The sequence below is a fragment of the Corynebacterium renale genome (genome assembly GCF_002563965.1).
In the GTDB taxonomy this organism is placed as follows: Bacteria; Actinomycetota; Actinomycetes; order Mycobacteriales; family Mycobacteriaceae; genus Corynebacterium; species Corynebacterium renale.
Genome location: NZ_PDJF01000001.1, coordinates 886,416 through 913,353 on the forward strand (window position 1 = coordinate 886,416; position 26,938 = coordinate 913,353).

Consider the following 26,938-nt stretch of genomic DNA (forward strand, 5'->3'; position numbering starts at 1 on the left):
AGTAATATAGGAAGGTATTTAATGCTTGATTCTATAACGATTCGCATCCCAAGCGATTTGAAGAAGGTCATCATCGATGAGGCGAGAGCGCTGGGTACAACACAAAGCGACTTTTTGCGCCAAATAATTGAAAGCAGTATTGGTCAGGTAAGTTCGTCCAACGATCGAACTATGGCTGAAGCGGAATTATCACTGAGCCCATTTGAAAGAGGGATGCTTCGCTTGCAAGTACAGACGATCCTTGCTGTAAATGGAAAGCTTCCAGCAGAGTTCTATGATGAGGAACGATTGAAGATGGCTGCTCAGGTTCTTGATAAAGGATTTTCTGGCGAATACTCCAGTATCCTTCCCGAAGCTGAGGCGGAACTGAGCGTCGCTGATTGTGAACTTGTGTGGGACATATTGGATATGTTCCGAGTGCTTGAGAGCAGTGTTGAATCACTCGGCGATACGGGCTGGCAGGGACTGGGATTGGCTGACGCCGAATATTATGGCAAATTTCGGGGCTTCGACGGCAATAACAACCTAGAATCCAAATTGGGAAGCTATGTGCGGTTTCTTATTGCCTCGGGTCGCTGGGAAGAGCAGCGTGGTTTCGTGGAAAAAACGGATGGGAATTCCCATTGCGAAATGCTGCCGACTTACCGCCGGATGCTGGCTACCTTCAAACCTATTTGGAGAGAGGTAAGTGTGCGAGGTAGCAGAGGTCACCTCGATGTTGATGAAATTAGAACTACTCTCATGGCGGGTGGAGCTCGTAGTGACACGGCTTTGAAAGATGAGTAGTCGAGCCAGTGGCCCTGCAGGGGAATAAACAACGACCCCGAGCATAGGCTCGGGGTCGTGGGGTATGGTGCGCCAACCTACATTGACGCTCACGACGCAAGGATAGCGTCAAAGCAGATGGAAGCCAAAGGAAAGCTAGAAAACATGCTCGGGACTGCGCGTTTCGAGAGGTACTATTTAGAGGCTGGTGGAGACATGGATCGAGCTTCCTGCCTTTATAGATGGAATACAAATTTAGGGGGCGCGTTCTATGTTGTACTCTCAGACTTCGAGGTTTTGACACGTAACTCTATGGATAGAGCACTCCGAGAATGGAATCTCTCTGACTGTGGCCATAGCGAATGGGCACTTGAGCACCAATCTGGAGACCTTCTATACTCGATTTTTCACCGTCCGATGATGATTGCGAGAGGGCATGCGCGTAAAGCCTCTATCCGCCGACCTCGAGGCCATGATCGAAAAGGCGCGCCCATCACGCATGATGATGTCATTGCCCAGTTCTCGTTAGGCAATTGGTCAACCCTTTTGGGTGAAGCGCATCCAGATTTACGTGACAACGCGAGGGACTTGTGGGAAAAAGGCCTGTGCAATGCTTTTCCTAATGTTGCACCGAGCGACCAGTCACGTGAGAACATTGGTAAGAAGTTTGAGCGGATAACTCAATTGCGCAACCGAGTATCACATCAAGAAAATCTCCTCGACGTCAACGTTCGTAGCCGATTAAACGACGTGATCTCCGTTCTAAGTGCAATCGATACTGCGTATCCTTCTTGGGTTAGCTACGGCAGAAACGTGCGCAGAGTAGCGCAAGCGGATCCGAGGAAACTTTGGTAGTAACCCGTCATTCGTATGGTGCGTGCCGATAGAAAAATCTTGTCAAAGCGCAGAGTCTAATACTGCATTTGAGTGTTACGTTGGACCAGTGCAATTTTCTGACCAGCTGTTTTACAAGTTATGTGTCGAAGAGTTCTAGTTTTACGCTTTAAAGTTACAAAATTTGTAGATTTGTGCGTTCGAGGATTGTGAGAGTCCAACCGGCGGCCAGGAGTTTTGAAGACTGTTGCAGTCACACTGCGAAAACTTCACTATTTCACACTTTTCTGACCAGCAGTTTTCCAAGTGTAAAGGGCCACAGTTGCCGGGCCGCCGCAGGGCCGCCGCAGTTGCCGCCGCAGGGCCGCCGCGGGGTGAACCTCACTTCAGGCACTGTACACCGCCGGGCAGGCTGAACAGGCGGAGGCCGCGCGCGGTGGCGTCGTCGGCGAACGCGTCGACGAAGCGCTGCGACCGCACTCCAGAGGCGCACACCACTACAACGTCGTGCTTCGGCACGGAGGCCAGCAGTGATTCGACGGCGAAGGGGTCACGCTCCCAGATAGAGGTGGGTAGCGCCAAGACTGGTGCATCAATACGGATGGGGTCGATGAGACGCTCGGCGGGTTCGCGGACGTCCAGTACACACGCGGCACCGCTGTCCAAAAGCGATAACACGCCGGAGCTCACACCACACGCCGGGCCAGCCCCGAAGTGCGCATCCAAGGAGGTCACAAGCTCGCGCGCCGGGTCGGCGGCAACGTGGAACTGGCGGATGCTGGCGCTGAGGGCGTCGTACATGAGCAAGTGCCCCGGCACCACGGAGTCCATGCCGGCGAGAAATTTCACGGCCTCGGTGGCCATGAGTCCGCCGACCACACTCGTGGTGACGCCCAGCACACCGGCGGTTGCGCAGTCGGGCGCGGATGCGGGATCGGGTTGGGTGGGGTAGAGGTCGCGAAGGCCCACGCCCCGGCCGGCCTGACCGCCGGACCACCACAGCGCGACGTCGCCGCGGAAGCGCAGCACGGAACCCCAGATCAGTGGGGTGCCGGTCAGTTCTGCAGCGTCTGCTGCGAGGTATTTGGTTGCGAAGGTATCGGAGCCGTCGATAAGCAGGTCGACCCCGGCGACTTTCTCGACGGCATTCTCCGCGGTGAGGCGTTCGCGGAGTGGGTTGACGGTGATGCCGGGTTGGTGCCCGCGGAGGCGCTCGGCGGCGGCGTCGACTTTGGGGCGGCCGACGTCGGCGGCGGTGAACAGGATTTGGCGGTGGATGTTGGTTAGGTCGACGGTGTCGTCGTCGATGATACTGATAGTTCCCACTCCGGTTGCGGCGAGGGCTTGCGCCACCGGGCACCCCAGGCCACCTGCGCCGATGATGAGCACGTGCGCGTTGTGGAGGGCCTCCTGTTGTGGGAGTCCGAAGCCGGGCAGGAGCGTTTGGCGGGCGACGCGGCGTAGTTCGTTGTCGGGGAGGCTCATAGGACCTGGTCCGCCCAGCTTGCCAGCCCTTCGAAGGAGGAGGACGCCAGCGCCCCTTCGGCGTGGGTGCGCTTCGGGATCGGCTGCGCCGCACGAGCCAGGCGCCCGGCTTCGACAGCGTGGCGTATGGCGTGGGCCATTGCGACGGGATCCTGGCAGCGGTTGATCGCGCTGGCTAGCAGCACACCACTGCACCCCAATTCCATGGCAAGGGCTGCGTCGGAGGCGGTGCCGATGCCGGCGTCGAGAAGCACGGGAACCTCCGCCCGGGCGCAGATCAATTCGATGTTGTGCGGGTTCAAAATGCCCAGGCCTGTGCCGATCGGCGCGCCGAGTGGCATGACCGCAGCCACGCCCACCTGCTCCAGGCGCTTCGCGACGACCGGGTCGTCCGACGTGTACGCCAAGACTACAAAGTCTTCGGCCACGAGGGTTTCGCAGGCGTCGAGAAGCTCTGTGGTGTCGGGGAGCAGGGTGTGCTCGTCGGCGATGACCTCGACCTTTACCCAGTTTGTGCCCAGGGCCTCGCGGGCGAGTTGGGCGGTGAGGACGGCGTCGCGGGCGGTGCGGCAGCCGGCCGTGTTGGGCAGCAGGTCGATGCCCAGGCGGGTGAGCATCTGGAAAATGGATTCCCCGCCCTGGGTGTGGGCGCTGTGGCGGCGCATCGCTACCGTGGTCAGCTGCGTGCCGCTGGCTTTGAGCGATTGCTCGAGGATATCGAAGCTGGTGGCCCCGCCGGTGCCCATGACCAGGTGGGATTCGAATTCTTTGCCTGCAATGCTGAGCACTTTAGCCTCCTTGAACCGCGGTGAGAATATCAACTACCGCCCCATCTGAGAGCACCTGCTCCCACTTGCTGGCGGGTACCACGGCGCCATCCACGGCAACCGCGACGCCTTGCGGCTGCCCGGCGCCGGTTACGTCCGCCACGAGCTCAGCTACGCTCAGGCCTTCAGCGACGCTGCGCGCCTGCCCATTTACTGTGATGTCCATAATGCCTCCGTATATTCGGTCGTGCGGTTCAAGCCCAGGTCCGCGCCCACGTGCGCCCCGAGCGCGGACAGTAGGATTCCGTGCCGGAAATAGCCGGTAGAAATCACCAGGTTTTCGCCCCATAACGCCAGGTAGGGCATGTCGTCGGGGGTGCCGGGGCGGTCGCCGGTAATTGCTTCGATAAATTCGCAGTCTTCCAGGCCGGGGACGATGCGGATGGCGTCGCGAAGCAGCGTGAACACCCCGTCGACTGCCGGTCCGCGGCGCGCGTCCTCGCGACTGGTTGCGCCCACGGCGATGGTGCCGTCCGTGCGCGGGATGATGTAAATGGGGCGGTCCTCCACGAAACCGCGAATCACGCGCCCCACCGGCGGCTCCTGGCCTTCCGGCACGCGCAGGCGCAGCATGTCGCCGCGCACCGGACGCAGCTGCAGCGGGTTCTTCTCGCCGGGGTACCAGCCGGTGACCTGCGCCGCGCCCAGCCCGTTGCACAGGTAGGCGGTATCGCTGACGTCCACGCGCAGATCCCCGCACTCAACGCTGGTCACGCGCCCGTCCTCGCGGTTCAGTGCTGTTGCTTGCTTCTCGACGAACGCCACCCCCCGCTCTTGGAGAACCGCGAGGAGGGCGGCCGAATACATGCGCGGATTGATCTGGTGGTCGCCCGGGATTTCCACAACGCCCGCCAGCTGGGGGTGCAGCGCCGGTTCTTTTGCCCGCGCCTGGCGTAGCGTCAGGCGTTCGACCTCGAAGAGGTGGCCTTGCTGGTGCGTGGTTAGTTCTTTGAGGTGTGTGGCGTCGGCGCGGTCGGCTGCTACCACGAACGTGGATTCGGTGCGATACCCCAGGTCTTGGTCAGTGTATTCCTGCAGGCGGGTGATTAGGTCGGGGTAGAGGCGCGCCGATTCCACCATGAGTGGGTAGAGGGGTTCCTGCTTGTACTGCACCTCCGCGCAGGGGGCGAGCATACCGCCGGCAGCAAACGTGGCGCCGCTGCGCGGGGCGGGGTCTATGATGGCGATGTCCGTGGCCGGTACGCCCCGGCTGAAAAGCTCAAAGGCGGTGCTCAGGCCGATGATCCCGGCGCCGACGATCACGTGTGGAAAGCTGCGTTCTAAAAGCATGCGACAATATTCCTTGCCATTGCTTGCGGATCGGGGGAGTGCATGAATTCACGCACGATTGCTACACCGGCCACGCCGGTTTTCGCGAGGTCTAAAGCGTCGGCGGCGTGCACGTCACCGATCGCCACAACCGGAACCGGAGATGCTGCTACCAATTCGGGGTAGCCCTCCAGGCCGATGGGTGGGCGCCCGGAATCCTTCGTTGGCGTGGGCCGGAAGGGGCCGGCCCCCACATAATCCAGGCAGTCTGCGAATTCGGCCGCCCCGCGCACCAGGTCCAGGGTGCCGGTGGTCAGGCCAATGATGGCTTCCGGTTCTAGGACTTTCCGGGCGAGGTCAGGGCGCAGGTCATCCTGGCCGATGTGGACCCCGTGGATGTGGTGTTCTCCCATGAGGGCGGCTGCGAGGTCGACGCGGTCGTCGATAAGCACCCTGGTGCCGGGGTTTGCCTCGTGGACTGCGGCGGCGACGCGAATAGCCAGGTCAGTGAGCTCGCGCACCGTGATCGGTTTGCTGCGAACTTGTACCACGCCCGCCCCGCCGGCCGCCGCCTGCGCCGCGATGCGGGCGATCTGTTCGAATTCGCCGCTAGTGTCCGGCAGGCGTCCGGTAACGAAGTAACAGCGCAGATCCAGGTCATGCATTAGCGCACCACCCACGCCGTGTCAGCCTGGGCGAAGAACTCCACCTCGAAGCGCGATGCCAGGTCAAAGGCGTGCAGCGCGTCCTCGAAGAGTTCCGGAGAAGCTGCTATCGCTTCCTCGACGCGCGCAATCGCACCCGTCACGGACGCCTTGAACTCCTCGCCACCGTACGTGGCCAGCCAGTTATGGTACGGGTGCTCGGGGTGGTTCTGCGCCTCCAAATGCGCCCCGACCTCGTAATACAGCCAGTAACACGGCAGCACCGCCGCCTGCCCCACCGCGGCCTCCCGGGAAAACACCGACGCCAGCAGGAAGTCCGTATAGCCCTGCGTCACGCGCGACATCGTCGCAGGCTGGCGACCCTTCAGCCAGGTTGCCTGCATCTCATGCTCAGCGGCAATCGCATTGTTCGCGTCCTGCGCCCACTGGCCACCCAGCTGCGTCAACGCGATAGCGTATTTGCCCAGGTACAGGGAATCCTGGTGCAGGTAGAACAGGAAATCCTCCGTGCGCAACGTGCCCGCGCCCAACTGCTGAATAAACGGCAGGTTCAGGGTATCGGTCAGGTAACCTGCGGTGCGTTCCCACAGTTGCTGTGTGTACGGGCCCGCCGCCGGCAGGATCGGCTCGGTCGGTGCGGACGTGCTCGGCGCCCAGGTGCTTGGCGACGCCTGCCTGACCATCCGACGCGCCGTATGCGAGTGATCAACCGGACCGTGACCGGTACCAATGTGCAGGTCATCGGCGTGCAAAATGGCCTCATGCAGCCACCGCGACGCCCACCGCACCGCGTCTGCCGGCGTGTGACCCGCAGCCAAACGCGTAGCGATCGCCGACGACAGCGAACAGCCCGTACCGTGCGTATTCTCCGTATCCACCCGGTAGACCGGCACATCCGTCACCGCGCCATCCGGGCTAACCAGGGCGTTATCGGCGGCCTCACCGGTGAAATGGCCACCCTTCATAAGGACGTGCGCATTCAACTGCCGGGCCAGCTTCGTGGCCTGCGCGATGCCATCCTTCTTGGTGGTTGCGGGTTCCGCGCCCACGAGAACCGCCAGCTCAGGAAGGTTCGGGGTAAGCAGATCCGCATGCTTAGCTAGGTCCAGGACGGCTGCCTCGGCGTGGGCGTCGAGAAGCCTATCCCCAGACGACGCGATCATGACAGGGTCCAGGACTACCGGGCACGGGATCGCGGCAATGAACTCTGCGATCGCTTGTGTGATTTCGGTGGTGCCGAGCATGCCGATTTTGACGGCGTCGATGGCAACATCATCAGCCACCGAATGCAACTGGGCTTTGAGGAAATCCACGGGCGGAGTATGAATCTCCTGCACACCCGTAGTGTTCTGCGCGACGAGCGCCGTAGTCACGCTATACGCGAAACCGCCCGCCGCGGTGATCGACTTGATGTCCGCCTGAATACCCGCACCCCCAGTGGGGTCAGTGCCCGCGATGGAAAGAACGCGCGGAATGGAACCAGAATTCTGGCCGGAATTGGGTACAAAAGTATAAGTATGCAAGGACTATCCCTTCGCTAGTACGAACTAGAGCAGGTTCGACGGGTGTAATCTCAGCCACGTGTGCGGCACCCCGTGTCACGTGACTGCGAGCATAGCAAAGGGGGGTGCGGTGTGGGGATGGGGATGGTTTTTTGGTGGGTGCGCTGGGCGTTTTCCTGGCGTTTCCGGCTGGCCTTACCAGCCAGACTTAATATCCCAGGTCACGGGTGGGTTTCCGGGTGGGTGCGACCTGGGATATTAATCACAGCTAGTAAGTATGCGGGTCTAGGCATGCTTCGCTGACTTGGTTGGCGCCGTGTTTGGGCCGGTGAACGCATGTTTCTTGGCGGTCACATTTTGTGTTGCTGGCGGTGCTGCTGTTGTTGCTGGTGTGTGACCCTTGGGGCTGGTGGTGTTAGCGGGGTCTTTAGTGTGAATATTTGTAGTGCATCTTGTATACGCCAGGTCACGAAAGCTCGACCGTGGAGCGCGACCTGGCGTATACAAGACGTGAGTCAAGGATGTCAGTCAAGGATGCGACTCAAGAACGCGACCTGCACTTTTACAAGCGTGGCGCCACCAAGCCGGATGGCAATAGTCAGCCCGGCGCTCCTGCGCCGGTCCTTTTCTGCCCAGGCCCCTTCCGGAGAACACGTGAACCGGAACGAGGCGCGCACGCGCGCCTCGGATTATCCCGTCCGGTGGGATTCCGGCGAGTTCAGGCACCAATTTCTGGCCAACGCCACATCCTGGCAACGTGAGACTTAGTTACCAGGTTCGGAATTGCAGTGAGGCGTGCTTGCGGCCTGGGATATTAAGGGTATCCGGTAATTATGCAGAGCTTGTCGGTGCGGTTTGAGGTGAGCGTCCGAGTCCTGGGAGGCGTTGGATGGCGTAATAAAAAACAACTCTAAACAACTCCAAACAACTATTGTGAGCTGTGGAAACGCTGTTTATCGGACGGGTAGTTGTTGGGTAGTTGTTTCAGAGTTGTTTTTACGGTGCGGAATCGAGTGCAAAAACAACTTCCTGCAGAAATGTATGCTGTCATTATGGATTTGAGCTTCGATAGCCCTCACCTGCCGGATCTTGTGCGCAATGCGCTCATCAGCATCTATGAAGGCGCAACTGCCGATAGCCAAGAGTCAACGGTCTTGGAATTTAAAGAGGATCCTGCGTTGAATGAAAAGTCGCGAGGCAGAAATGCGCGCGCAGAAATCATCGAGAAGCTCATCGAAGAATCAATTTGTATGGCTAATGGGCCAGCGTCTGGTGGCTACATCGTCGTTGGCATCGCGGATAAAAAGGCAGGGCCCGAGGCGTTTTTAGGCACTGATCTTGATGAAGAAGACGTGGCTAAAAAAATCTTTAATCGAACTAAGCCAAATATGCGTGTTGATGTTACTCCGGTGATGCTCGGCGACGTTCGTGTGCTTGTGGTGTATGTTCCAGAGGCGCTCGACGTGTACAGCCGCCAAAGTGGCGCGGCAAGTAAAAGAATTGGCAGTAAGTGTGAGCCACTTAGTGATGAAGAACGTCAAGCGCTTGCTTTTGAGCGCAGGAATCCCGATTTTTCCAATCGGGTAAGTTCCTCCACAGTTGAAGATTACAGTCCAGATGTCATCGCGGAAGCGCGAAGGCTTCTCCGCATACGACGAGAAGGTCCTGGAGAAACAGCCCATGTTCCGGAAACAACCACCGGCCTCTTGCGTGAGCTTGGACTCCTCGACGCTAACGGTTCCCCTAAACGCGCAGCCGACATACTTTTCGCCCAACGTCCCCCGGGAGTGGTTACGGTACGGCATCTGTGGAGAACTTTCCCGGGAGCAGACCCCCAAGTACAGGAATACTCCGGCCCACTACTGGTAGATCTTCCCCGCCTACGACGGAAGATGGAAGAAAACGCTGACACCGAAATTGGCCGTGTGAGTTTTGCGAACGGGCAAGAAATTCCCATTCCTCGGTTCCCTGCCCAGGCTATTGATGAAGTAATCATCAATGCGCTAGTGCATAGAGATTGGCGAATCAATGATGCGGTGGTCGTCGACCAAACGGCTCGCTTGCTCAAAGTATGGTCGCCTGGGCCTCTCCCGATAGGAGTGACTGAACAAAACCTGCTGACCACCCGCTCTATCCCGCGTAATGGACGGCTCATGGCGACGATGCGCATGTTGGGGTTAGCAGAGGAAAGCTCACGCGGGTTCGACCGCATGTGGGCGTCGATGATTAGGACCGGACGTGACGTGCCGGAAGTCCACGCAACAGAAACGCATGTAGAAGTTATCTTGGCTGCGGGTGAACCCGACCTCGAATTTGTGCGCGCTTTATCTGATTTGTCCAGCGTGTTTGGCCCCGAAGTTGTAGAAAGCGTCAACGTCCTCATCATTTTATGGCACCTGTGGAGTTCGCCGATGATAACGGAGCGAACTGTATGTGCTCAGACGCAGATCGGTGCCCTGGAATGTAAAGATCTCATGGCAGGTCTAGAAGAATGTGGCCTGCTTGAGGCGGTGGGCCAGAGCAGGGAATGGGTATTGAGCGGAAAAGCCCAGAAGGTGATGGGGATTTTGGGCAATGGAGAGATAGCTGCTGTGTCTGCCCAGGAGTGGATTCGTGAAAAATTGGACAGTGGCGAATCTGTATCGTCTACGGAGATAAGCGAACGCCTCGGAATCGCCCGAAAAGAGGCAACTGATTATCTCCGCCATCTGCGTACCTTAGGTCAAGCCCAGATTGATCCTAGTGGCCCTTCGCGGGGGCCTGGTACGAGGTGGATCGCGAAATAAAAAACAACTCCGAACAACTCCAAACAACTATTGTGAGCTGCAGAAACGATGTTTTTTTGGAGGGGTAATTGTTGAATAGTTGTTTCGGAGTTGTTTTTAGGGTGTGAAGATGGGGCTCGAAACAACTTCCTGGGGAAATGCGGGTGGTTCGCTGGCTGTGATTGCGTGGTCTCAAGCTACTTCTGCGCTGGGATGCTGAATATAGGATTGCCCAAAGGTGCTTGGGGCAATCGCGGCAACGTCGAGAAAACCTACGAACTGGAAGCTGAAAGGCAATGCACAGCTGGACGCTGGTGAATACGCCATTGTGGCCAACATCCGCAAGTGTGAACTCCCCAAGACTGGTGGAATCGATGTATGGACGCAAGCTGCACTCAGCTTGCTGATCATCGGTGGCGGTATCTTCCTGGCTCGCAGGAAGGCATAAAGCCGACGCGATTTAACGAAGGAAGCGGTGTTCGTCATGAACACCGCTTCCTACTATTTACCGTCTCTAGCCTCTGTGCCCATATTTTAATCAAAATACCTGGTAGTCGACGTTTGGGTATTTTTATGCTGCGGTTCTGCAACCACTCCGTTGCGGTTCTGCAAACAACCCGTTGCGGTTCTGCAAGCATCCCGTTGCGGATTTATCACGACTTTCCACCACCACGAACGCTTCGGGTGTGCGGGGAAAGGTGGGGGAGGTGGACGTCGAGAAGCAATAAAAGCGGGGATTATATTCATGCTCACCCGGGCAAATTCCCACAGGAAACGGGCAGATTTGGACTGATTAAAACACAGGAGCACTATAGATTCATGCCTAAACCAATCCACAAGCATTCGTGGTTTCCTGTTGCTGGCAGTATGGTGGCCGTCGCCTGGGGAGGCAACGAGTTCACCCCGCTCCTGGTGATGTACCGGGAACAATCGCACTTTTCGCAAGTCACCGTCAATGGGCTGTTGGCGGCGTACGTGCTCGGAATCATTCCCGCACTCCTGATCTCCGGCCCGTTGTCCGACCACATCGGCCGCAGGCCAACCATGCTTCCGGCCGCGCCGCTGTCGCTGTTGGGTTCGTTCCTGTTGTCGATCGGCCCCAATGAGCCGCTAGTCATCGCGGCGGGGCGTGTGCTCTGCGGGTTGGCGCTGGGCATCGTGATGGCCGTCGGGTCCACGTGGGTCTCTGAACTTATTACCAAGTCTGGCGGCGACCCAGCTTCCGGGCCGCAACGCGCTTCGCTCTCGCTGACCATTGGCTTCCTCATCGGCGCGGCCCTAGCGTCCGTGCTTGCCCAGTGGGGTCCGTGGCCCACGCACACCGCATACATCCTGCATATTCTGCTCACCGTCGGGTCCGCGATCTGGCTCATGGAAACGCCTGAGACCCGCCCGCCGCGCCTGGGTACGGTCAAGGAAACGTTCCTGGAACTGCGCGTTCGCGACATGCTCGAGATGCTGCACATCCCGTCGGCGGCGCACCGTCGCTTCGTGCGCATCGTCGTGCCGGTCGCCCCCTGGGTCTTCGGCTGTGCGGGCGCGGCGTACGCCCTGCTGCCACAGTTGCTGTCGGATTCCGCGCACGGCGTCCCCATCGCGTTCTCTGGACTCATGACGGTGATCACGCTCGGTTGCGGTGTGGCGATCCAGATGGTGGGCAAGCTTATCGACACCTCCCGGTCCGCCCGCGCCTCCGCTGTAGCAATGGGCGTCATCACCGTGGGTACGGCATTGGGGGCGGTGGCCGCCCACACCTTATCGCTGCCGGTCGGTATCGCAAGCGCCGCTGTGATGGGTGCCGGCTACGGACTTGCACTCGTCGCTGGCCTGTCTGAGGTGCAGCGCATCGCCGGTGAGGAAGAACTCGCCGGCCTGACAGCCGTGTTCTACTCCGTGTCCTACACCGGCTTCTTCATTCCGATGGCGTTCAGCGCACTCGCGCCATACGTCGGATTCACCGCCCTCTTCCTCGCGGGCACTGTCCTGGCCGTATGTTGCCTGGTCAACGTGGTACTTGGGTGGCGCGCGCACCTGCCGGGGCCACGCCGTTAGGGGGAATATTCTGAAATATAGTGCCGTATCTGATTTTTCGGATACGGCACTATATTTCTGCATAGGTGGGGTATGCTGTCGGCTATGGATCAAACGCTTAATCCCTACTCGCCTGGCGCCGGACTGCGGCCGCCTGCTTTGACGGGACGTGAAGTTGAACTACAACTCATAGATACAATCATCGCGCGTGTGGGGCGTGGCTTACACAATCGTGGCGTAATTCTTAGTGGTCTACGTGGTGTGGGGAAAACGGTTCTTCTTAACGAGATGTCCGCCCGCGCCGAGCAAGCCGATTGGCTCATAGTTCAGTTTGAAGCGCGGGCAGACGAGGCGGGGAAGAACAGGATTAGGGCGCGGTTGGCTAAAGAACTAGCGCTGAGCGCTAGGAAAGTCTCACTGCGCAGCAAATGGCAGCATTTTAAAGAAGCACTTCCGGTCATCACATCGTTTGCCTTACATGTCGGCGGCGTGGATGTGGCATTGGGGGCGCCTGCGCAAAAGGGTATTTCGGACTCCGGCGACATCGGTATGGATATAGAGGAACTTGTCTTGGGAGTTGCAGAATCTGCGCAAAAAGACGGGAAAGCAATCGCGTTTTTCATTGACGAGATGCAGGACCTCGACCCCGAGCTCATGTCTGCAATCATCACCGCGCAGCATCAAGCCGGCCAAAAGGGATTGCCCTTCTATGTATTTGGTGCGGGCCTTCCCACGCTTCCACAGAAGTTGGCGGAATCGCATTCATACTCCGAACGCCTATTTGAGTACCGACGAATCGGAGCGTTAGATGACATGGCTGCCGCTGCAGCTTTGGAGGAACCAGCGGCACGCGAAGGCGTCGGTTATACCGATGCAGCGCTCACAAAACTGATAGGTACCGCCCTTAATTACCCTTATTTCCTGCAGGAATACGGAAAAGCAATTTGGAACCTGGCACCCAGTTCGCCTTTTACAGAAAATGATGCACAGCTAGCGATCGTCGAAGGTACTGAAGCTTTAGATTCTGGGTTCTTTCCGAGCCGCTGGGAACGAGCCACGCCGGGTGAAAAACGTTACCTGCAGGCGATGGCAGAGGTAGGGGCTGATCCTGTGCCGACGAAGGAAATCGCCGACTATCTCGGGGTAAGTGTTAGCTCGCTGAGTAGCAACCGGAAGCACCTTATTGAAAAGGGGCTAATTTTTGCCCCTGACCATGGACTTGTGCAGTTTACGGTGCCTGGAATGGCGGATTACATTCGCCGGACTGAAGATCCTAGTTCCTAATATTGTGAAATATAGTGCCGTATCTGATTTTTCGGATACGGCACTATATTTCTGCATAGGTGGCACCCGCGTGATACGAAAAAGACATTCTGCAGTCTCCAGAAAAATGCGACCAGCGGGTGTAATGTAGGTAAACACTGCAAAATGTAGATTTTGTATCGCGCCCCCAGCCGGCCCGCGTAAGCACGCCCCGCGTCCGCCCACGCCCACGCGCTCAGCCGCCACCCACATGAAAGAACTCTCATAGTGGTTTCATCGTGGTTTTACATTGGCCCGCGACCATGGAGGCATGGCACATAGTAAACGCATCATCGGCTGGTTCGTCGGGCTCACCGCCCTGACGCTCCTGGCCGTTATCCTGACGACGCGCACGGTCATGCTCGCGGGCGTGGCGGATGACGCGAATCATGATGTCGTCCAGGAGACCGAAGAATTTCATACCTTCGCTGAGCAGGGGGTGGACCCGGAAACGTCGCAGCCGTTTGGGAGCGCGGAACGCCTCCTTGCGGTGTACTTGTCCCGCCAGATCCCGGGCGAGGATGAGGCGTTGGTCGGCGTGCTGGAGGAACCCCGCCGCGCGGAGGGGTACCGGCTCGTCCAGATGGAGAACAGTCCCCGGATGCTCAAGGCGGATAATCCGAACCTGCAGGCGATCCTGAAGGGGGAGCAGCATAGCGGGATCGCGCACGGCGACTCCGGCGACCCGGTCCACTGGGGCAGGGTTGACGTCCCCGGCGGGCATTTGGTGGTGGCTCGTTATACGGATACGGCGCGCGCCGGCGTGGCGGATGACCTGCGTGCTATCACGACGATCAGTGTGGTCGCCCTGGCGTTGAGCACCCTTCTGGCCTGGTTTTTGGTGCGTCGTATCTTGCCGCAGGTGGGCCGAAGGTCTGCGCAGCTTCCGGTGGTGGGCGCTGATGTGGTGCTTGGTGGCGTCGTGAAGCAGTGTGAAGAGCTGGGCCTTCCTGTCGAGGCGGCGGCTGCGGAGCCGGTGCTCGTGCGCGCCGATGTGCCGGAGTTGGCGCGCGCGTTGGGTGCGGCGGCGGAGTTCTGTGCTGAACTTTCTGCTCCGGTGCAGGTTGGGGCGCAGGCTCGTGGGGCGGGGGTTGCGTTGTGGGTGAAGGAGTCGGCGGTCGGGGCGGAGCCGAAGGCCGTGGATGCGGTGGTCGAGGACCTGCGTCCCGTCGCCGACGCGCACGGTGGCACTGCTTGGGCGGAGTCGACGCCGGGCGCGGGCACGACGGTGGGCATCGACTTGCCGGGCGTGGAAGTTGTGGGTGACCAGCAGTGACGGAACTTGGAACAACGTACCGTACCTCCACGGTCGCGCCCGCGCCTGAGGAACCGCAGCGCAGCCTGCCTGGTCTGATTGCGCGGGGCCTCGGCGCGGTAGCGGTGGCGGCCGTGTGGCTGGCGCCGTACCCGGAGGGCGTGGCGGCCGATGCGCGCACCACGCTTGGCGTGTTCGCGGTCGCGGTGTGGCTGTGGGTGTTCTCGAAAATCTCGGACACGTTCGTGGCCCTCCTGGCCGCCAGCGCCCTGGTGCTTATCGGGGTCATTGATGTGGAGGCGCTCTTTGCCCCGCTTGGCGACGACACCGTCTGGCTGCTTATCGGCGCGTTCATCATTGCCGCGGCGGTGACGTCGTCAGGTTTGGCGGTCCGGGTGGCGGTGTACCTATCCGCCGGGGTGACCAGCCCGCGCGTGCTCGTGCACCTGCTCACTTTGGCTGCGGTGTGCACGGCGTTCGCGGTACCCGCGACGAGTGGGCGCGCGGCTTTGATCCTTCCGGTGTTCGTGGCGTTGCAGCCGGTGGTGCCGGCGTGGCTGTCGCGAGTACTGGCGTTGGCGTTGCCGTCGGTGGTGTTGTTTTCGGCGGTGGCCAGCCTCATTGGGGCGGGCGCGCACCTGATTACGAACCAGATTCTGGAGGGCGCGGACCTGGCCAGTTTCAGCTTCACGCAGTGGATGCTGCTGGGTTTGCCGTTGGCGCTGGTGTCTTCGCACTTGGCGGCGGAGATCATCCTCCGCGTGTTGAGTACTCGCGCCCAGCGCGGCGAAACGCTGCGCATCACGCGGGAGGCGCTGGGCGGCGCGAACCCCGGCCCAGCAGCCGGCCGCCTCAGCCCGAAGGAGACGCGCGCCGTCTTCGTGCTGGCGGTGGCGGTCCTGCTGTGGTTTACCGAAGGGGTGCACGGCATCCCGCCTGCGATGGTCGCGGTGTTGGGCGCCCTGCTGATCACTTCCCCGTACCTGGGCACTCAGGATTTGGGCAAGACGGTGAAGAAGGTGCCGTGGTCGTTGCTGCTGTTCATGACGGCCACCATCGCTTTGTCCCATGCGCTGAGCGTGTCGGGGGCGGCGAACCTGCTCACGGCGTGGATCCCGGCGGGCGTGCCGGGCTGGGTGTTCGTGCTGTTGGTGATCGTGGTGTCCACGGCGGCGCATCTGGTGATCCAGTCGCGGTCGGCGCGCTCGGCGGTGCTGGTGCCGCTGGTTGTGGCGATGGCCCCGGCCGCGGGTGTGAGCCCGGTGGCGGCGGCGTTCATTTCGACGGCGGCGGCTGGGTTCTGTCACACGCTGCCGGCGTCGGCGAAGCCTTTGGCAATCTTCCTCGGCGATGAGGAAGACCCCAACTACAACACTCGTGACCTGCTGAAAATCGCCGCGTTCTTGGCGCCGATGCACGTTGCGGTCATCGCCGCATTCGCTTTTCTGATCTGGCCTGTTCTTGGCCTTCCCCTCTTTATGTAAAGGAGTATTTCCATGACTATGTATCTTCCAGCTCGAATCCTTGTTGCGCCGTCTGGTTTTAAGGAGTCGCTGTCTGCAGTCGAGGTCGCCGAATCTATCGCGGCCGGGGTGCGCCGCGTCCTCCCCGGCGTGCGCGTGGACTTGTACCCGGTCCCGGATGGTGGGGAGGGGACCGTCGAGATTCTGGCGGACCGCCCCGGTGCCGTCACGCACGCCGCGCAGGTGACCGGGCCCGTCGGCCAGCAGGTGCAGGCCACTTGGCTGGAATTCCCGGACCAGGGCGTGGCCGTCATGGAGATGGCGTCCGCGGCGGGCCTGAGCTTGGTGCCGCGTGAGCTGCGCGACCCGACCGCCACCACCACGTATGGTGTGGGCCAGCTCCTCGCGGAGATTCTCGACCACGGGGTGCAGCGGATTGTCGTCGGCTGCGGCGATTCCGGCACCTCCGACGGCGGGGCCGGCGCCCTGCGCGCACTTGGCGCCCGGATTCTCGACGCGAACGGCCAGGAGCTTATCGACGGTGGCGCCTCCCTCACCCAGGCCGCCCACATCGACGTTTCCGGGCTGCACCCCCGCCTCGCCGAGGTGGATATCGTCCTGGCCTGCAATATCCATAACGTTTTGACCGGCCCGCGCGGCGTGGCGCACGTCTTCGGCCCGCAGAAGGGCGCCACCCCGGAGCAGGTCGAGGAACTTGCCCGCGGCCTGGAACACTGGGCGGACCTTTTGACCAGCACCTTCGGCGTGGCCGGCCTGCACGACGCGCCGGGCTCAGGCGCCTCCGGTGGCCTGGGCGCCGGGCTGATGGCCGTGGGCGCGCAGGCCCGCGACCGGTTCCAGGTCCTCCTGGAACAATTGCCGGCGCCGCAGGACCTGGATGAGCTCATTGAGCAGGCTGACCTGGTAATTACCGCCGAGGGCGCAATCGATTTCCAGACCCCGCGCGGTAAAGTCCCGGCGGAGGTCGCGCGCCGGGCGCAGCGCACCGGCGCGCCAGTCCTGGCGTTGGCCGGTTCCCTCGGCGAGGGCGCCCCGCGCGTCCACGAGGTAGGCATCAGCGCGATTGCGTCGATCATGACGATCCCGATGGCACTCGAGGACGCTGTCCGCGACGGCCGTGCCCTGCTTACCGACGCCGCCGAACGCACCATCCGCCTCCTGCTCTTAGGATCCGCGGTCTCTGGGCGGCGTGCCGAGGCCGTCCGCGCCCGGTACATCGCCTAGTTCATTCTCCCGTAACGTTAACGACACCCCCATGCAACCGCGCCGTGATAATGTCCCGGCGCAGGAAAGGAACACCCCATGGAGACCACTTCGACCGCGCGTCGCTTCGCCCCGCTCGTCGCGATCCTCGGCCTCTTAGTCCTCGTCGCCTTGTCCGGCCGAGCTTTGGCGAACAATGACCGGCCGCCGCAAGTCGACCCGTCGAGCGTCACCGCCACAATCCGTGGCACCGCGACGCCGACTTCGGCGACCAGCGCGCCGGAGGAGACGGAGTACTCGGAAGCACCGGCCGCGCCTGCTCAGCCTGCCGAACCAGCGGCCCCGGTCGCCCCGGCTCAGCCCGTCGCGCCCGCCCAGCCGGCCGCCCCGCAGGCGCCCCTGAATTACCAGACGTACAACGGCTGGGACGATGACGACGATGACGACGACGATGATGATTGGGACGACGCAGACGACGGAGACGATGACGACTAAAACCACGTCGCTGCGCTGGCGCATCGTCGTATGGATGAGCCTGGTCGTAGCGCTTGCTCTCGGCGGGGTTGTGTTGATGACCCGCAGCGTCCTCTTCAACGAGGTCGCCGCCACCGCGAACGCCTCCGTGGAGCAGGAGATTGAGGAGTTCCGCCGCTTCGCCGCCGACGCCACCGACCCCGTCACTGCCGAACCTTTCGACTCTGCAGAACGCATGGTTGAGGTCTACCTGTCGCGGCAGATCCCTGACGCCTCCGAGGTGATCCTCGGGGCTGCCGGCGGCCAACTCATCCAGATGAACGTGGCCGCCCTCGACGGCACGTACCCCGAACCCCTGGCGGCCACGGAGCCGGTGGTGCGGGAAATGTTCGGCGAGGACGAGGTGTCGGGAATATTCGAGAACGATCCCCGCGGCCCCGTGTACTGGGGAAAGGTGTTCATCGAGGGGGAACGGCCGGTGCAGTTGGCGGTCGCCTACTTCACCGGCGACGCGCTTGCCGCCGCGAAGGAAACGTTGCGTTCCATCGTGATCCTTGCGCTTGGAGGCCTGGTGGCGTCGATAGTGATCGCCTGGCTGATTGCCGGCCAAATCGTCGCGCCGGTGCGCCAAGTCAGCCGGGTGGCGTCCCAGATTTCGAATTCGGATCTGACGCAGCGCGTGCCGGTGCGCGGCAGTGATGAAATCGCCCAACTGGCCCGCACGTTCAACGCGATGCTCGACCGCGTCGAGGACGCCTACGTGCAGCAACGCCAGTTCGTCGACGACGCCGGCCACGAACTTCGCACCCCAATCACCGTGATCCGCGGCCAGCTGGAACTGCTCGAAACCGGAACCGCCGAGGACCGCGCCCGCTCCATCGCCCTGGCCACCGCCGAACTCGACCGCATGGCACGCATGGTCAACGACCTACTCACGCTCGCCGTCGCCGATTCCGGTGATTTCGTCGACCCCCAACCCGTCGACGTCGCCGAACTCAGCATCGACATCGAAGACAAGGCCCGCACCCTAAGCGAACGCATCGAACTCACGGACGTCGCCGAAGGCACCATGCTTCTCGACGAACATCGCATCACCGAAGCCGTCCTAGAACTGTGCAACAACGCGCTGCGCTACAGCGACGACCGCGTCGAGATCGGCAGCACGTACACCGGCGCAGGCCCTGACCGGGAGCTACGTTTCTGGGTGCGCGACCGGGGGCAGGGGGTGGCCGTCGAGAAGCAAAGTAGTTTGTTCGGCCGCTTCTCCCGCGGCGGGACTGCGCGCCGGGGTGGTGCTGGCCTGGGCTTATCCATCGTCGACGCCATCGCCACGGCCCACGGCGGGCGCGCCTACGTCGAATCCGTCCCCGGGCTCGGGTCAACATTTGGGCTGGCGTTGCCGGCCGCAACCAAGGAGGAACAATGAGCAGGATTTTAGTTGCCGAAGACGACCGCGGCATCGCCGACTTCATCCAACGGGGACTCCGCGCCGCCGGCTACGCCTGCGACGTCGTCGACTCCGGGGCCGTCGCGTTTGCCGAAGCCCGCACCGGAAACTACGACCTCATGGTCCTCGACCTGGGGCTCCCGCACCTCGACGGCTCCGAAGTCCTCGAACAACTACGCCTCCTGCGCGTGCAACTGCCCATCATCGTGCTCACCGCGCGCACCAAACTCGCTGATCGCATCCGCGCCCTCGAAGGCGGCGCCGACGACTACATGCCCAAACCCTTCCAATTCGCCGAACTCCTCGCCCGCGTGCGCCTTCGCCTCGCGGACAAGGCCCCAACTCACGACGTCATCGTCGACGGCGGATACCTCCTCCGCCACAAAGACCTAGCCCTTGACCTGCGCACACACCGCGTCGAAGCCGGCGACAAAACCAAAGAACTATCGCGCCGCGAAGTCGGCCTGCTCGAAGCATTCCTGCGCCACCCCGGCCAAATACTTTCACGCGTCCAACTGCTGAGCATGGTGTGGGGCATGGACTTCGACCCCAACTCCAACGTCGTCGACGTCTACGTCCGCACGCTGCGCAAAAAGATCGGCGCCGAACGCATCGAAACCGTGCGCGGAGTGGGGTACCGGCTGGTGTAGGGGTTGGGGTTGCGTTTTCGGGGGGGGTGCGTGGGGCGGGGTTGCGGCGTGGCTGCGTTTTCGCTGGTCTGGGGTGTTTGCGGTAGCCGGCGGCGTGCATATTTATCAGCTAGCGTTAATATCCCAGGTCGGGCTCGCGCGGCCCGGCGTGCCCGACCTGGGATATTAAGCCTGGCTGATAAGGCTAGCGTTTGCAGGGGTGGCGGTTCCGGAAGGTCGGCCTCTGAAGTTCCAGGTGTGCCAGCCGGATGGGAGAATCCGCGGCGCGCTTGCGCGCCACGTTCTGGTTTGCGTGTTTTCCGGAGTGGGCGTGAGCAGGAAAGGACCGGCGCAGGGGCGCCGGGCTGATTTTCCCGTCCGGCTTGCGCGCCTGGCGCTTGTAAAGATGCAAGTGAATCTTTGGTGCGCGCTCTTGGTGTGCATCCTTGACTGACAAACCTGATACGCCAGGTCGCGCTCGACGCTCAAGATTTCGCGACCTGGCGTATACAAGATGCGCACTAAATATTCACGCTAAAGATGTCCCGGCTACGCGGGCAGCGCATGCGCGAAGTCGCATATTTATCAGCTGGGCTTAATATCCCAGGTCGCGTGCCCCCGCCGGCTAACCGCCGACCTGCGATATTAACCCTGGCTGGTAAACACAGCCGGAAACGCCCGCCGACGCCAGCCATCCCACCTCGCGAAACCGCGGGGGCACCCTGCGGGACAGGTTTTGTATAAAAATGCACAGCGCGCGCTAAGGTTTCCCCATGACAAACGCAGCCTCTGAAAAAGACGCACAGGACACCGAAGCTATCCGCGCGACCGGCCCCACCGGCCCGGAGCCCGCGACGCCGGAGAAACTGACGCCGGGGTCTTTTACCACGAAGGTGTTGAATGGCATCTCTGTCGCGGTGATCGTGGCGCTTGTGCCGCAGGCGCTGTTGGGTGAGGTCTTTAAGGCGTTGCTGCCGGTGTTCCCGCAGGGGCAGACCTTGATTCACATGGTGAGTTTGAGTTCGGCGATGCTGCCGATTCTCATCGGTGTGATGGTGGGGTTGCAGTTTAAGATGACGCCGATTCAGACGGCGTCGATAGGCTTGGCTAGTGTGCTGGGCTCGGGCGTGGCAACGGCGCAGGCTGAGGGCGGTTTCCACGTGCAGGGCACAGGCCTGGTGTTGAACTCGGGGCTGACGGCAGCGATTGCCGTGGGCGTGGTGTTGCTGATCGGGAACAGGTTGGGTTCGTACACTATTTTGTTCTTATCGACGCTCACCGTCGTCATTGCCGGCGGTATCGGATGGGTGGTCACGTTCCCGATTGTGAAGATCTTTACTGTGTGGCTCGGGGACCTAGTCAACGGTGCGACGACGTTGCAGCCCGTGCTGATGGGTATTGTGCTGGCGGTCTTGTTCGCGGTGATGATTGTGTCGCCGGTGTCCACGGTGGGTATCGCGACGGCGATCATGATGACGGGCGTGGCGTCCGGTACCGCGAACTTGGGCGTGGTGGCCGCCAGCTTCAGCCTGTGTGTTGCGGGGTGGAAGGTTAATGGGCCGGGTAAGTCGTTGCTCCCGGTGCTGGGGTCGCCGAAGGTGCATATGGCTACGGTGTGGAGTCGTCCGCTGAATTTCTTGCCGGTCTTGTCCACGGCGGCGGTCCTGGGCGCGCTCGGTGGCGTGGTTGGGATTGCGGGTACACCAATTTCGGCGGGCTTTGGTATCGCTGGCCTGGTGGGCCCGCTGGCAGCCCTGAACTATGAGGGTTGGGGCTGGTCAGCGGGCAATATTGCGATTGTGGTGGGCTTGTTTGTGGTGGCTCCGATTGCGCTGGGCATGTTCTTTAGCTGGCTGTTTGCGCGCCTGGGGTGGGTGCGCCCGGAGCACTTCCGTCTAGATTTCGAGTAGCTCTAAGAGCTTCTCGACGACCACCTTCCGGTTTTCCGGCGCCAGGGGTTTGACGTAAATGTGGTCGTGGGCCCACAGCCCGGATGCTAGAACCGTGGCCGCGACCAGGTTCTTGTCGGTGGAGGGGGTGTGGACGTCGGGGAGCCACCGGTCTTCGACCTCTACCCAGGGCCGGGCGAAATCCTCGTGGGTGCGGGCGTGGAGGGTGACCAGGAGTTCGGTGACGGGTTCGTGTTCGCTCATGGTCACGAGCATGGCCCGGTAGCGTTCCCGTTCGGTGAGCTCGTCGGCCGTTTTCCCGCCGGCGTGGTCGATGATTTTCTTCTCCCACCGGGCGGCCGTGAATTCGTGGAGCCCCACGAGGAGGTCGTGGCGGGATGGGAAGTGGTAAATCAGGCCGGATTTGGATAACCCGGTGACGGTTGCCAGCCGGTCGTAGGTGACGCCGGGGATGCCGTCGCTAGCAATGATGTCCAGCGAGGCCTCCAGGATCTGGTCCTTCTTACTCATGCGCGACATGGATATCACCTGACTTGGGGTTATCACGGAAGCACCACCACGTTGCCACACCGAACAGCAGGGCGGCGCCGGCGAGCACCATGAGCACCTGGTGGTAGGCGTCCGCGTACGCAGGCGCGGCGATCGGGTTGGTCTCCGGGTTGTAGACGGCGTCCAGGCCCAGGTCCTTGAGGTTGTCCGGCAGGTGCTGGATCAGCCACATCGGCAGGAGGGAGCCGGTAATCGCGACGGTCAGCAGGGTGCCGAATTCGTAGGACACTTCCTCCACACCGGCGGCCATGCCGGAGCGGTGGAGTGGGGCAGCGCCGATGATTGCGATGGAGGACACGCTCATGACCGACCCGGCGGAGAAGCCCATGATCGCGAGGGCAACGATTTCGATGCCGTAGCTGCCGGCCTCGGAACCCCAGATCAGCAGGCCCGCGCCCACGACCGCGCCCAGGAAGCCACCGCCAATCAGCGGGAGGAAGCCAATCTTGTGCAGGTACGCGCCACCAAGTGTGGACGCCGGGATGGCGGCGATCGCCATTGCGATGATTGTTGCGCCGGCGTGCAGGGGCGTGAAGCCGTCGACAAGCTGTAGTTTTTGCGTGGTCATCATCTCCGAGCCGGCCATGAAGAACATGCCGCCACCGGCTGCGATGACGCCGCCGGCAAACATGCGGGACTTGAAGATGTCGAAGGTGAGCAGTGGGTCCTCAAGCTTGTTTTGGCGACGCACGAACAGGACTGCCCCGATGACGCACAGCGCCGCCGCGACGGAGAACAGCGTCCAGCCGGAGTTCGGGTTCGCTGCTTCCTTGATTGCCATGACCAGGCCGGATAGCGCGAAGAGGGCGTAAATCGAGGAGATGAAGTCCCAGTGCTTCTGCGGGTTCGGCATGTTTTCCGGCGCGAGCCACAGGGTCAGACCCAGCGCAATGATCACGATCGGCACGTTGATCAGGAAGATGGATCCCCACCAGAAGACTTCCAGCAACGCACCGCCGACCACCGGGCCTAGCGCGGCGCCGACGACGGCCACCGATCCCCAGATGCCGATCGCGGTGTTGCGTTCGCGCTCATTGCTAAAGGTCAGGCGGATAAGTGCCAGGGTGGCTGGCATCATGAACGCCGCGCCCACACCCAGCAGGCCACGCGCGCCAACCAGTAGCCAGGCCGTGGGGGCGAAAGCGGCGGCCAGCGACGCCAAGCCGAAGAGGACCAGCCCGATGATGAACATGAGGCGGTGGCCGATCTTGTCGCCCAAAGTGCCGGTGCCCAGGAGGAGGCCGGCGAGTGCCAGCGGGTATGCGTTAATGATCCACAGGCCCTGCGTCGGGGTGGTGTGGAGCTGCTCGTTGAGCTCGGGGAGAGCGGTGTACAGGATCGAGTTGTCGAGCCCGATCATGAGCAGACCTAGGGAAATAACGGCAAAAAACGACCATCTCTGGGCCGGGGTAGACACTTCGGTATTAGACATAGCGCCAAACTGTACAGACCGTACGGTACAGTGTGCAACTTTGGCGCCCGGCCTGCGGTTTTAATAGCCGCCGGAGGCTCCCGCGCCGGAGAATCCGGAACTGAAACTGGAATTCGTGCTCGAGGACTGCGCCGCCTGCGCGGCCTGCACGTTCGACTGGTGCCACGAACTGAGCGCCACGTACGGGACGAAGGAGGGGTACCAGGTGTCGGCGTCGTACAGTCGTGGGGTGCGCAGTTCTTCGCGTTCTTTCACGTCGCTCATCTCCTCCTTGCGTACCTGCTCGAGCACGGTGCGGTAGTCGCCGAGCGTGGTGATGAAGCCGTCGAGGAAATCCTCGGACGTGGGTTCGGTGGCCAGCGATTCGAGGCGGGTACGGACGTCGCGAAGCAGTCCCCGCAGGTAGGAGTCCTTGACCTCTGCCTCGGCGGCGAGCACGTCCGCGCGCAGGTCCTCGACCGCTTTACGACGCACCGCCGCATCCCCGCGCTCCAGGTCGAAGAGGCGGTTGATGTTGGACTCCGCGTTCGAGGTCTGCTGAACGGTCAGGGCGGCGCTGCGCAGCTGCTCGCGGTGGGCGTAGACGGCGTCGTCGGAACTCATGTCGATGCTGCTCAGGCCGCCTGCGCCGGAGACGGTGTCGTGCAGTGTGAGGAAGCGATCTTGCACTTCAGACCACTGGTTGCGCAAGGTGGCGTCGGCGAATCCGCTGCTCAGCGAGTGCGCGCGGATGTTCAGCCCGTCCAGCCGGCCGGCCAGCTCCCCGTACTCGCCGGTGACCTGCGCGTAGTCGCGGCGGCCCTGCTCAATTGCTTCTCGACGCTTCTTCCTCCGGTAGAGCAGCGCACTACCCGCAGCGGCAGTGGCCACAAACCCGCCACCACCTGCGAGGGCGGTGACGCCTGCTTGATCATTCTGCGCCGACGCCAGGATGCGTTCCTCTCGGCGCTGCGCGTCCGCCGCTTCCGTGGCGCCGGCGTGGAAAGCGCCGGGGATGTTGCCGTCGCGCATGCCGGGGCGCATTGCCTCGATAATGCTGTCGGCGCGGCCGCGGATGTCTACCTGCGCGTCCACGTCCTCGCCGGCGAAGGCGAAAACCTGGCGCTGGTCCGTGGCAGCGCCGATAATAAGGACGCCGTCGGCGAAGTACTTATCGCCGATAGCTTCCGGGTGGTTGTCGCGGAAGAAGTTCTCCACGGTGTCGTTCACATTGCTGTCACTTTCCCCGAATACCACGTAGTAGACGTGGCGCACGCTGGACGCGAAGGGGATGCGCTGCGTATTGTCCTGGATCCGCTGCGTGTCCTCCGCACTGAGCACGCCCTGCGGGTTATCCACCGTGACCTGCGGCGACGTGGCCGCTTGCTCCACGACGACCGCCGCAGGCTCCGGCGGCGCATTCAGATTCCACGCGGCGGCGCCGGTGCCTGCGCCCACCGCCAGGGAGGCGAGAACGACGGCTGCTAACTGCGAAGCTTTCATGGGTTCATTGTGCCACGCCACGCGCCGGGGCGCGTGGGTTAATTTTGCGTTAACCCGACCAGATAAACAGCATTCACATGCGTAACATTTTTGGTGAATATAAAACAACTGGGGCCGTGGCCTGCGCATATGATGTGGGCGCGCGCCAATACTTGACGTCCACCAACTAATTCGGTTATGGTTAACAGCAAGTTAACAAACAGTTCACCAAGATGAACAGGAAAGGATTGGTGAAAAAGATGAGCACCGCACTGCACACTGACACACTCTGGAGCATCCGCGAAGACCTGCACGAACGCTTTGATGGCGTTCTCGGCGCAGCGACGGTCGACACCGTCCTTGACGACGCAGCCGCTGACAAAGGAGGCGCCGCCAGCTTCTTCAAGAAGGTTCTGATTGAGCGCGCCGCAACCGAGCAGCTCGCATCCATGGCAGCCGGCGAGGTTGCCGTAGGTTCCGCAGACGTCTACCCACTTTCGGTATCCGTCCTCGGCGCAGCAGCGTAAACCAAGGATACTTTCGCATCAACGGGCCCCCGCGTGGGCCCGTTTTTTCGTGCGCGCGCGGGCCGGCGGTGAAGTCGGCTCAGGTAATGGACAGAAAACTCCCCGCACCGCTTCATGAAAATCTTTGTCAATTCCACTGTGTGGGATTTACAGTGTGTGCTTGTGTCAGAGAAAACTGGATCCCACCGCGTCATCGCAATTGACGTTGCGCGCGCCATTGCGCTGATCGGAATGGTCGTCGCCCACCTGTACCCGTTTCCCGGGCTGGCGGGTGAATTCTTCAAAGGCTTCCCGGCCGCGCTGTTTGCGGTGCTCTCGGGTGTTTCGTTGTATTTCATGCGCAAGCATTCCCGCCAGAGCGTGGCCTTGCGCGGGGCGATTATCGCGGTCCTCGGCCTGGCGATCGCGCCGTGGGCCGGCCCGATCTCCGTAGTTCTGCCGGCGATTGGCGTGGGTTATATCCTCTTCGGGCTGCTGCGCGTCACCGGCTGGTCGGACCGGGCGCTGGCGATCACGCTTGTGGCCCTGGTCGTGGCCTCGGGGATCACGCGGGTGATCGCGTTGCAGACCACGCTGCCGGCAATGTTGCGGGAGCCGTACCCCTTGCCGGGGTGGTTGGCGTACATGCTGGTCGGCGTCCTCGCCGGGCGTCTGCTGCTGCACAATCCGCAGCGCCAGAAGATGGCGTTGTGGGGTTTCCCGGTCGCCGCGGTGGGTATCGCTGCGCGCGGGTGGGTCGATTCGCAGTACGCGGTGGCCACCCGGAATCAGGCGGGGATTGTGGTGCAGGGTTTCGTCGACGCGAAGCCGCATTCGGGCGGGCTGATTGACCTGGTGGCCACGATGGCTGGGTCGTTGGCGGTGATTGGGGTGTGCGTGCTCGTCGTGAAGCGGGGGGAGTGGCTGTTCCCGTTGCAGGCGATGGGTTCCATGACTTTGACTATTTATACTGCTCACGTGCTTTCTGTGGGGTTGCTTAATGGAGCGAGTACGCAGCAGTTGTATCCGATTTTCACGATCGTCACGCTCGTTGCCGCCCTGGCTGGGGCGACGTTGTGGCGTTCATTCTTTGCCCGTGGGCCGCTGGAGGCGGCGGTGTCCGCGATCTGTCGAAAGGTGTAA

24 protein-coding genes and 1 riboswitch are annotated in these 26,938 nt (G+C 61.6%); of the genes, 15 read left to right on the top strand and 9 right to left on the bottom strand.

Annotated elements, in window-relative coordinates; all coding sequences use genetic code 11:
* The first annotated feature begins 21 nt into the window (after nucleotides 1–21).
* A complete protein-coding gene (locus ATK06_RS04205) occupies nucleotides 22–786 on the top strand; it encodes a YfbU family protein (RefSeq protein ID WP_048381180.1) in 765 nt (254 codons plus the stop codon).
* 117 nt (nucleotides 787–903) lie between these two features.
* Nucleotides 904–1,620, top strand: a complete 717-nt coding sequence (locus tag ATK06_RS11310; RefSeq protein ID WP_197712611.1) for a hypothetical protein — start codon at nucleotides 904–906, stop codon at nucleotides 1,618–1,620.
* A 360-nt stretch (nucleotides 1,621–1,980) separates the two neighbouring features.
* Here ATK06_RS11310 and ATK06_RS04215 read toward each other — a convergent pair whose 3' ends face one another.
* From ATK06_RS04215 to ATK06_RS04240, 6 genes are all read right to left on the bottom strand, one after another.
* Nucleotides 1,981–3,084, bottom strand: coding sequence for a ThiF family adenylyltransferase (locus ATK06_RS04215; RefSeq protein WP_098388892.1), 1,104 nt, complete (start codon nucleotides 3,082–3,084; stop codon nucleotides 1,981–1,983).
* Nucleotides 3,081–3,872: a thiazole synthase gene (locus tag ATK06_RS04220; protein WP_048381182.1), complete on the bottom strand. Its 792-nt coding sequence runs from the start codon at nucleotides 3,870–3,872 to the stop codon at nucleotides 3,081–3,083. Before ATK06_RS04220 ends, ATK06_RS04215 begins: the two co-directional genes overlap by 4 nt.
* A gap of 1 nt (nucleotide 3,873) precedes the next feature.
* On the bottom strand, nucleotides 3,874–4,077 hold the full coding sequence (thiS, locus tag ATK06_RS04225) for a sulfur carrier protein ThiS (RefSeq protein WP_048381183.1): 204 nt from the start codon (nucleotides 4,075–4,077) through the stop codon (nucleotides 3,874–3,876).
* The gene (gene thiO / locus ATK06_RS04230) at nucleotides 4,062–5,201 is read right to left on the bottom strand and encodes a glycine oxidase ThiO (RefSeq protein WP_048381186.1); all 1,140 of its coding nucleotides are present in this window, start codon (nucleotides 5,199–5,201) and stop codon (nucleotides 4,062–4,064) included. The genes thiS and thiO overlap by 16 nt, the downstream gene beginning before the upstream one ends.
* Nucleotides 5,192–5,845: a thiamine phosphate synthase gene (locus tag ATK06_RS04235; RefSeq protein ID WP_048381276.1), complete on the bottom strand. Its 654-nt coding sequence runs from the start codon at nucleotides 5,843–5,845 to the stop codon at nucleotides 5,192–5,194. The genes thiO and ATK06_RS04235 overlap by 10 nt, the downstream gene beginning before the upstream one ends.
* Nucleotides 5,845–7,368, bottom strand: coding sequence for a bifunctional hydroxymethylpyrimidine kinase/phosphomethylpyrimidine kinase (locus ATK06_RS04240; protein WP_169916245.1), 1,524 nt, complete (start codon nucleotides 7,366–7,368; stop codon nucleotides 5,845–5,847). The genes ATK06_RS04235 and ATK06_RS04240 overlap by 1 nt, the downstream gene beginning before the upstream one ends.
* Nucleotides 7,357–7,451, bottom strand: a riboswitch (TPP riboswitch). (Overlaps the previous gene by 12 nt.)
* A 948-nt stretch (nucleotides 7,452–8,399) precedes the next feature.
* Between ATK06_RS04240 and ATK06_RS04245 the strand changes: the two genes are divergently transcribed.
* The 11 genes from ATK06_RS04245 to ATK06_RS04300 all read left to right on the top strand — a co-directional run bounded on the left by ATK06_RS04245 (nucleotide 8,400) and on the right by ATK06_RS04300 (nucleotide 21,847).
* Nucleotides 8,400–10,133: an RNA-binding domain-containing protein gene (locus ATK06_RS04245; RefSeq protein ID WP_231913558.1), complete on the top strand. Its 1,734-nt coding sequence runs from the start codon at nucleotides 8,400–8,402 to the stop codon at nucleotides 10,131–10,133.
* 217 nt (nucleotides 10,134–10,350) lie between these two features.
* Nucleotides 10,351–10,560, top strand: coding sequence for an LPXTG cell wall anchor domain-containing protein (locus ATK06_RS04250; protein ID WP_098388894.1), 210 nt, complete (start codon nucleotides 10,351–10,353; stop codon nucleotides 10,558–10,560).
* 371 nt (nucleotides 10,561–10,931) lie between these two features.
* On the top strand, nucleotides 10,932–12,164 hold the full coding sequence (locus ATK06_RS04255) for an MFS transporter (protein ID WP_048381190.1): 1,233 nt from the start codon (nucleotides 10,932–10,934) through the stop codon (nucleotides 12,162–12,164).
* 84 nt (nucleotides 12,165–12,248) lie between these two features.
* Nucleotides 12,249–13,427: an ATP-binding protein gene (locus tag ATK06_RS04260; RefSeq protein ID WP_098389393.1), complete on the top strand. Its 1,179-nt coding sequence runs from the start codon at nucleotides 12,249–12,251 to the stop codon at nucleotides 13,425–13,427.
* 289 nt (nucleotides 13,428–13,716) lie between these two features.
* Nucleotides 13,717–14,721, top strand: a complete 1,005-nt coding sequence (locus tag ATK06_RS04265; protein ID WP_053072873.1) for a phytochrome family protein — start codon at nucleotides 13,717–13,719, stop codon at nucleotides 14,719–14,721.
* Nucleotides 14,718–16,184: an SLC13 family permease gene (locus tag ATK06_RS04270; RefSeq protein WP_098388895.1), complete on the top strand. Its 1,467-nt coding sequence runs from the start codon at nucleotides 14,718–14,720 to the stop codon at nucleotides 16,182–16,184. The genes ATK06_RS04265 and ATK06_RS04270 overlap by 4 nt, the downstream gene beginning before the upstream one ends.
* A 12-nt stretch (nucleotides 16,185–16,196) precedes the next feature.
* On the top strand, nucleotides 16,197–17,408 hold the full coding sequence (locus ATK06_RS04275; protein ID WP_098388896.1) for a glycerate kinase family protein: 1,212 nt from the start codon (nucleotides 16,197–16,199) through the stop codon (nucleotides 17,406–17,408).
* Nucleotides 17,409–17,486: 78 nt separating this feature from the next.
* Nucleotides 17,487–17,882, top strand: a complete 396-nt coding sequence (locus ATK06_RS04280) for a hypothetical protein (protein WP_048381192.1) — start codon at nucleotides 17,487–17,489, stop codon at nucleotides 17,880–17,882.
* On the top strand, nucleotides 17,827–19,287 hold the full coding sequence (locus ATK06_RS04285; RefSeq protein ID WP_231913557.1) for a sensor histidine kinase: 1,461 nt from the start codon (nucleotides 17,827–17,829) through the stop codon (nucleotides 19,285–19,287). The genes ATK06_RS04280 and ATK06_RS04285 overlap by 56 nt, the downstream gene beginning before the upstream one ends.
* Nucleotides 19,284–19,958 carry a response regulator transcription factor gene (locus ATK06_RS04290; RefSeq protein ID WP_098388897.1) on the top strand — a complete coding sequence of 225 codons (675 nt, stop codon included), beginning with the start codon at nucleotides 19,284–19,286 and terminating at the stop codon, nucleotides 19,956–19,958. The genes ATK06_RS04285 and ATK06_RS04290 overlap by 4 nt, the downstream gene beginning before the upstream one ends.
* Before the next feature lie 752 nt (nucleotides 19,959–20,710).
* Complete coding sequence (locus ATK06_RS04300; RefSeq protein ID WP_083986156.1) at nucleotides 20,711–21,847, top strand: PTS sugar transporter subunit IIC; 1,137 nt, start codon at nucleotides 20,711–20,713, stop codon at nucleotides 21,845–21,847.
* Here the strand turns inward: ATK06_RS04300 and ATK06_RS04305 are convergent.
* Genes ATK06_RS04305 through ATK06_RS04315 form a run of 3 tightly spaced genes read right to left on the bottom strand, consistent with a single transcriptional unit; the run spans nucleotide 21,833 to nucleotide 25,310 of the window.
* A complete protein-coding gene (locus ATK06_RS04305) occupies nucleotides 21,833–22,357 on the bottom strand; it encodes a TetR/AcrR family transcriptional regulator (protein WP_169916247.1) in 525 nt (174 codons plus the stop codon). The genes ATK06_RS04300 and ATK06_RS04305 overlap by 15 nt on opposite strands.
* Nucleotides 22,350–23,828, bottom strand: coding sequence for an MFS transporter (locus ATK06_RS04310; RefSeq protein ID WP_048381199.1), 1,479 nt, complete (start codon nucleotides 23,826–23,828; stop codon nucleotides 22,350–22,352). The genes ATK06_RS04305 and ATK06_RS04310 overlap by 8 nt, the downstream gene beginning before the upstream one ends.
* A gap of 60 nt (nucleotides 23,829–23,888) precedes the next feature.
* Complete coding sequence (locus ATK06_RS04315) at nucleotides 23,889–25,310, bottom strand: DUF5129 domain-containing protein (RefSeq protein ID WP_048381201.1); 1,422 nt, start codon at nucleotides 25,308–25,310, stop codon at nucleotides 23,889–23,891.
* Between the two features lie 239 nt (nucleotides 25,311–25,549).
* Here ATK06_RS04315 and ATK06_RS04320 point away from each other — a divergent pair, with 239 nt between their 5' ends.
* On the top strand, nucleotides 25,550–25,816 hold the full coding sequence (locus ATK06_RS04320; RefSeq protein WP_083986158.1) for a three-helix bundle dimerization domain-containing protein: 267 nt from the start codon (nucleotides 25,550–25,552) through the stop codon (nucleotides 25,814–25,816).
* A gap of 162 nt (nucleotides 25,817–25,978) precedes the next feature.
* A complete protein-coding gene (locus ATK06_RS04325; protein WP_161796011.1) occupies nucleotides 25,979–26,938 on the top strand; it encodes an acyltransferase family protein in 960 nt (319 codons plus the stop codon).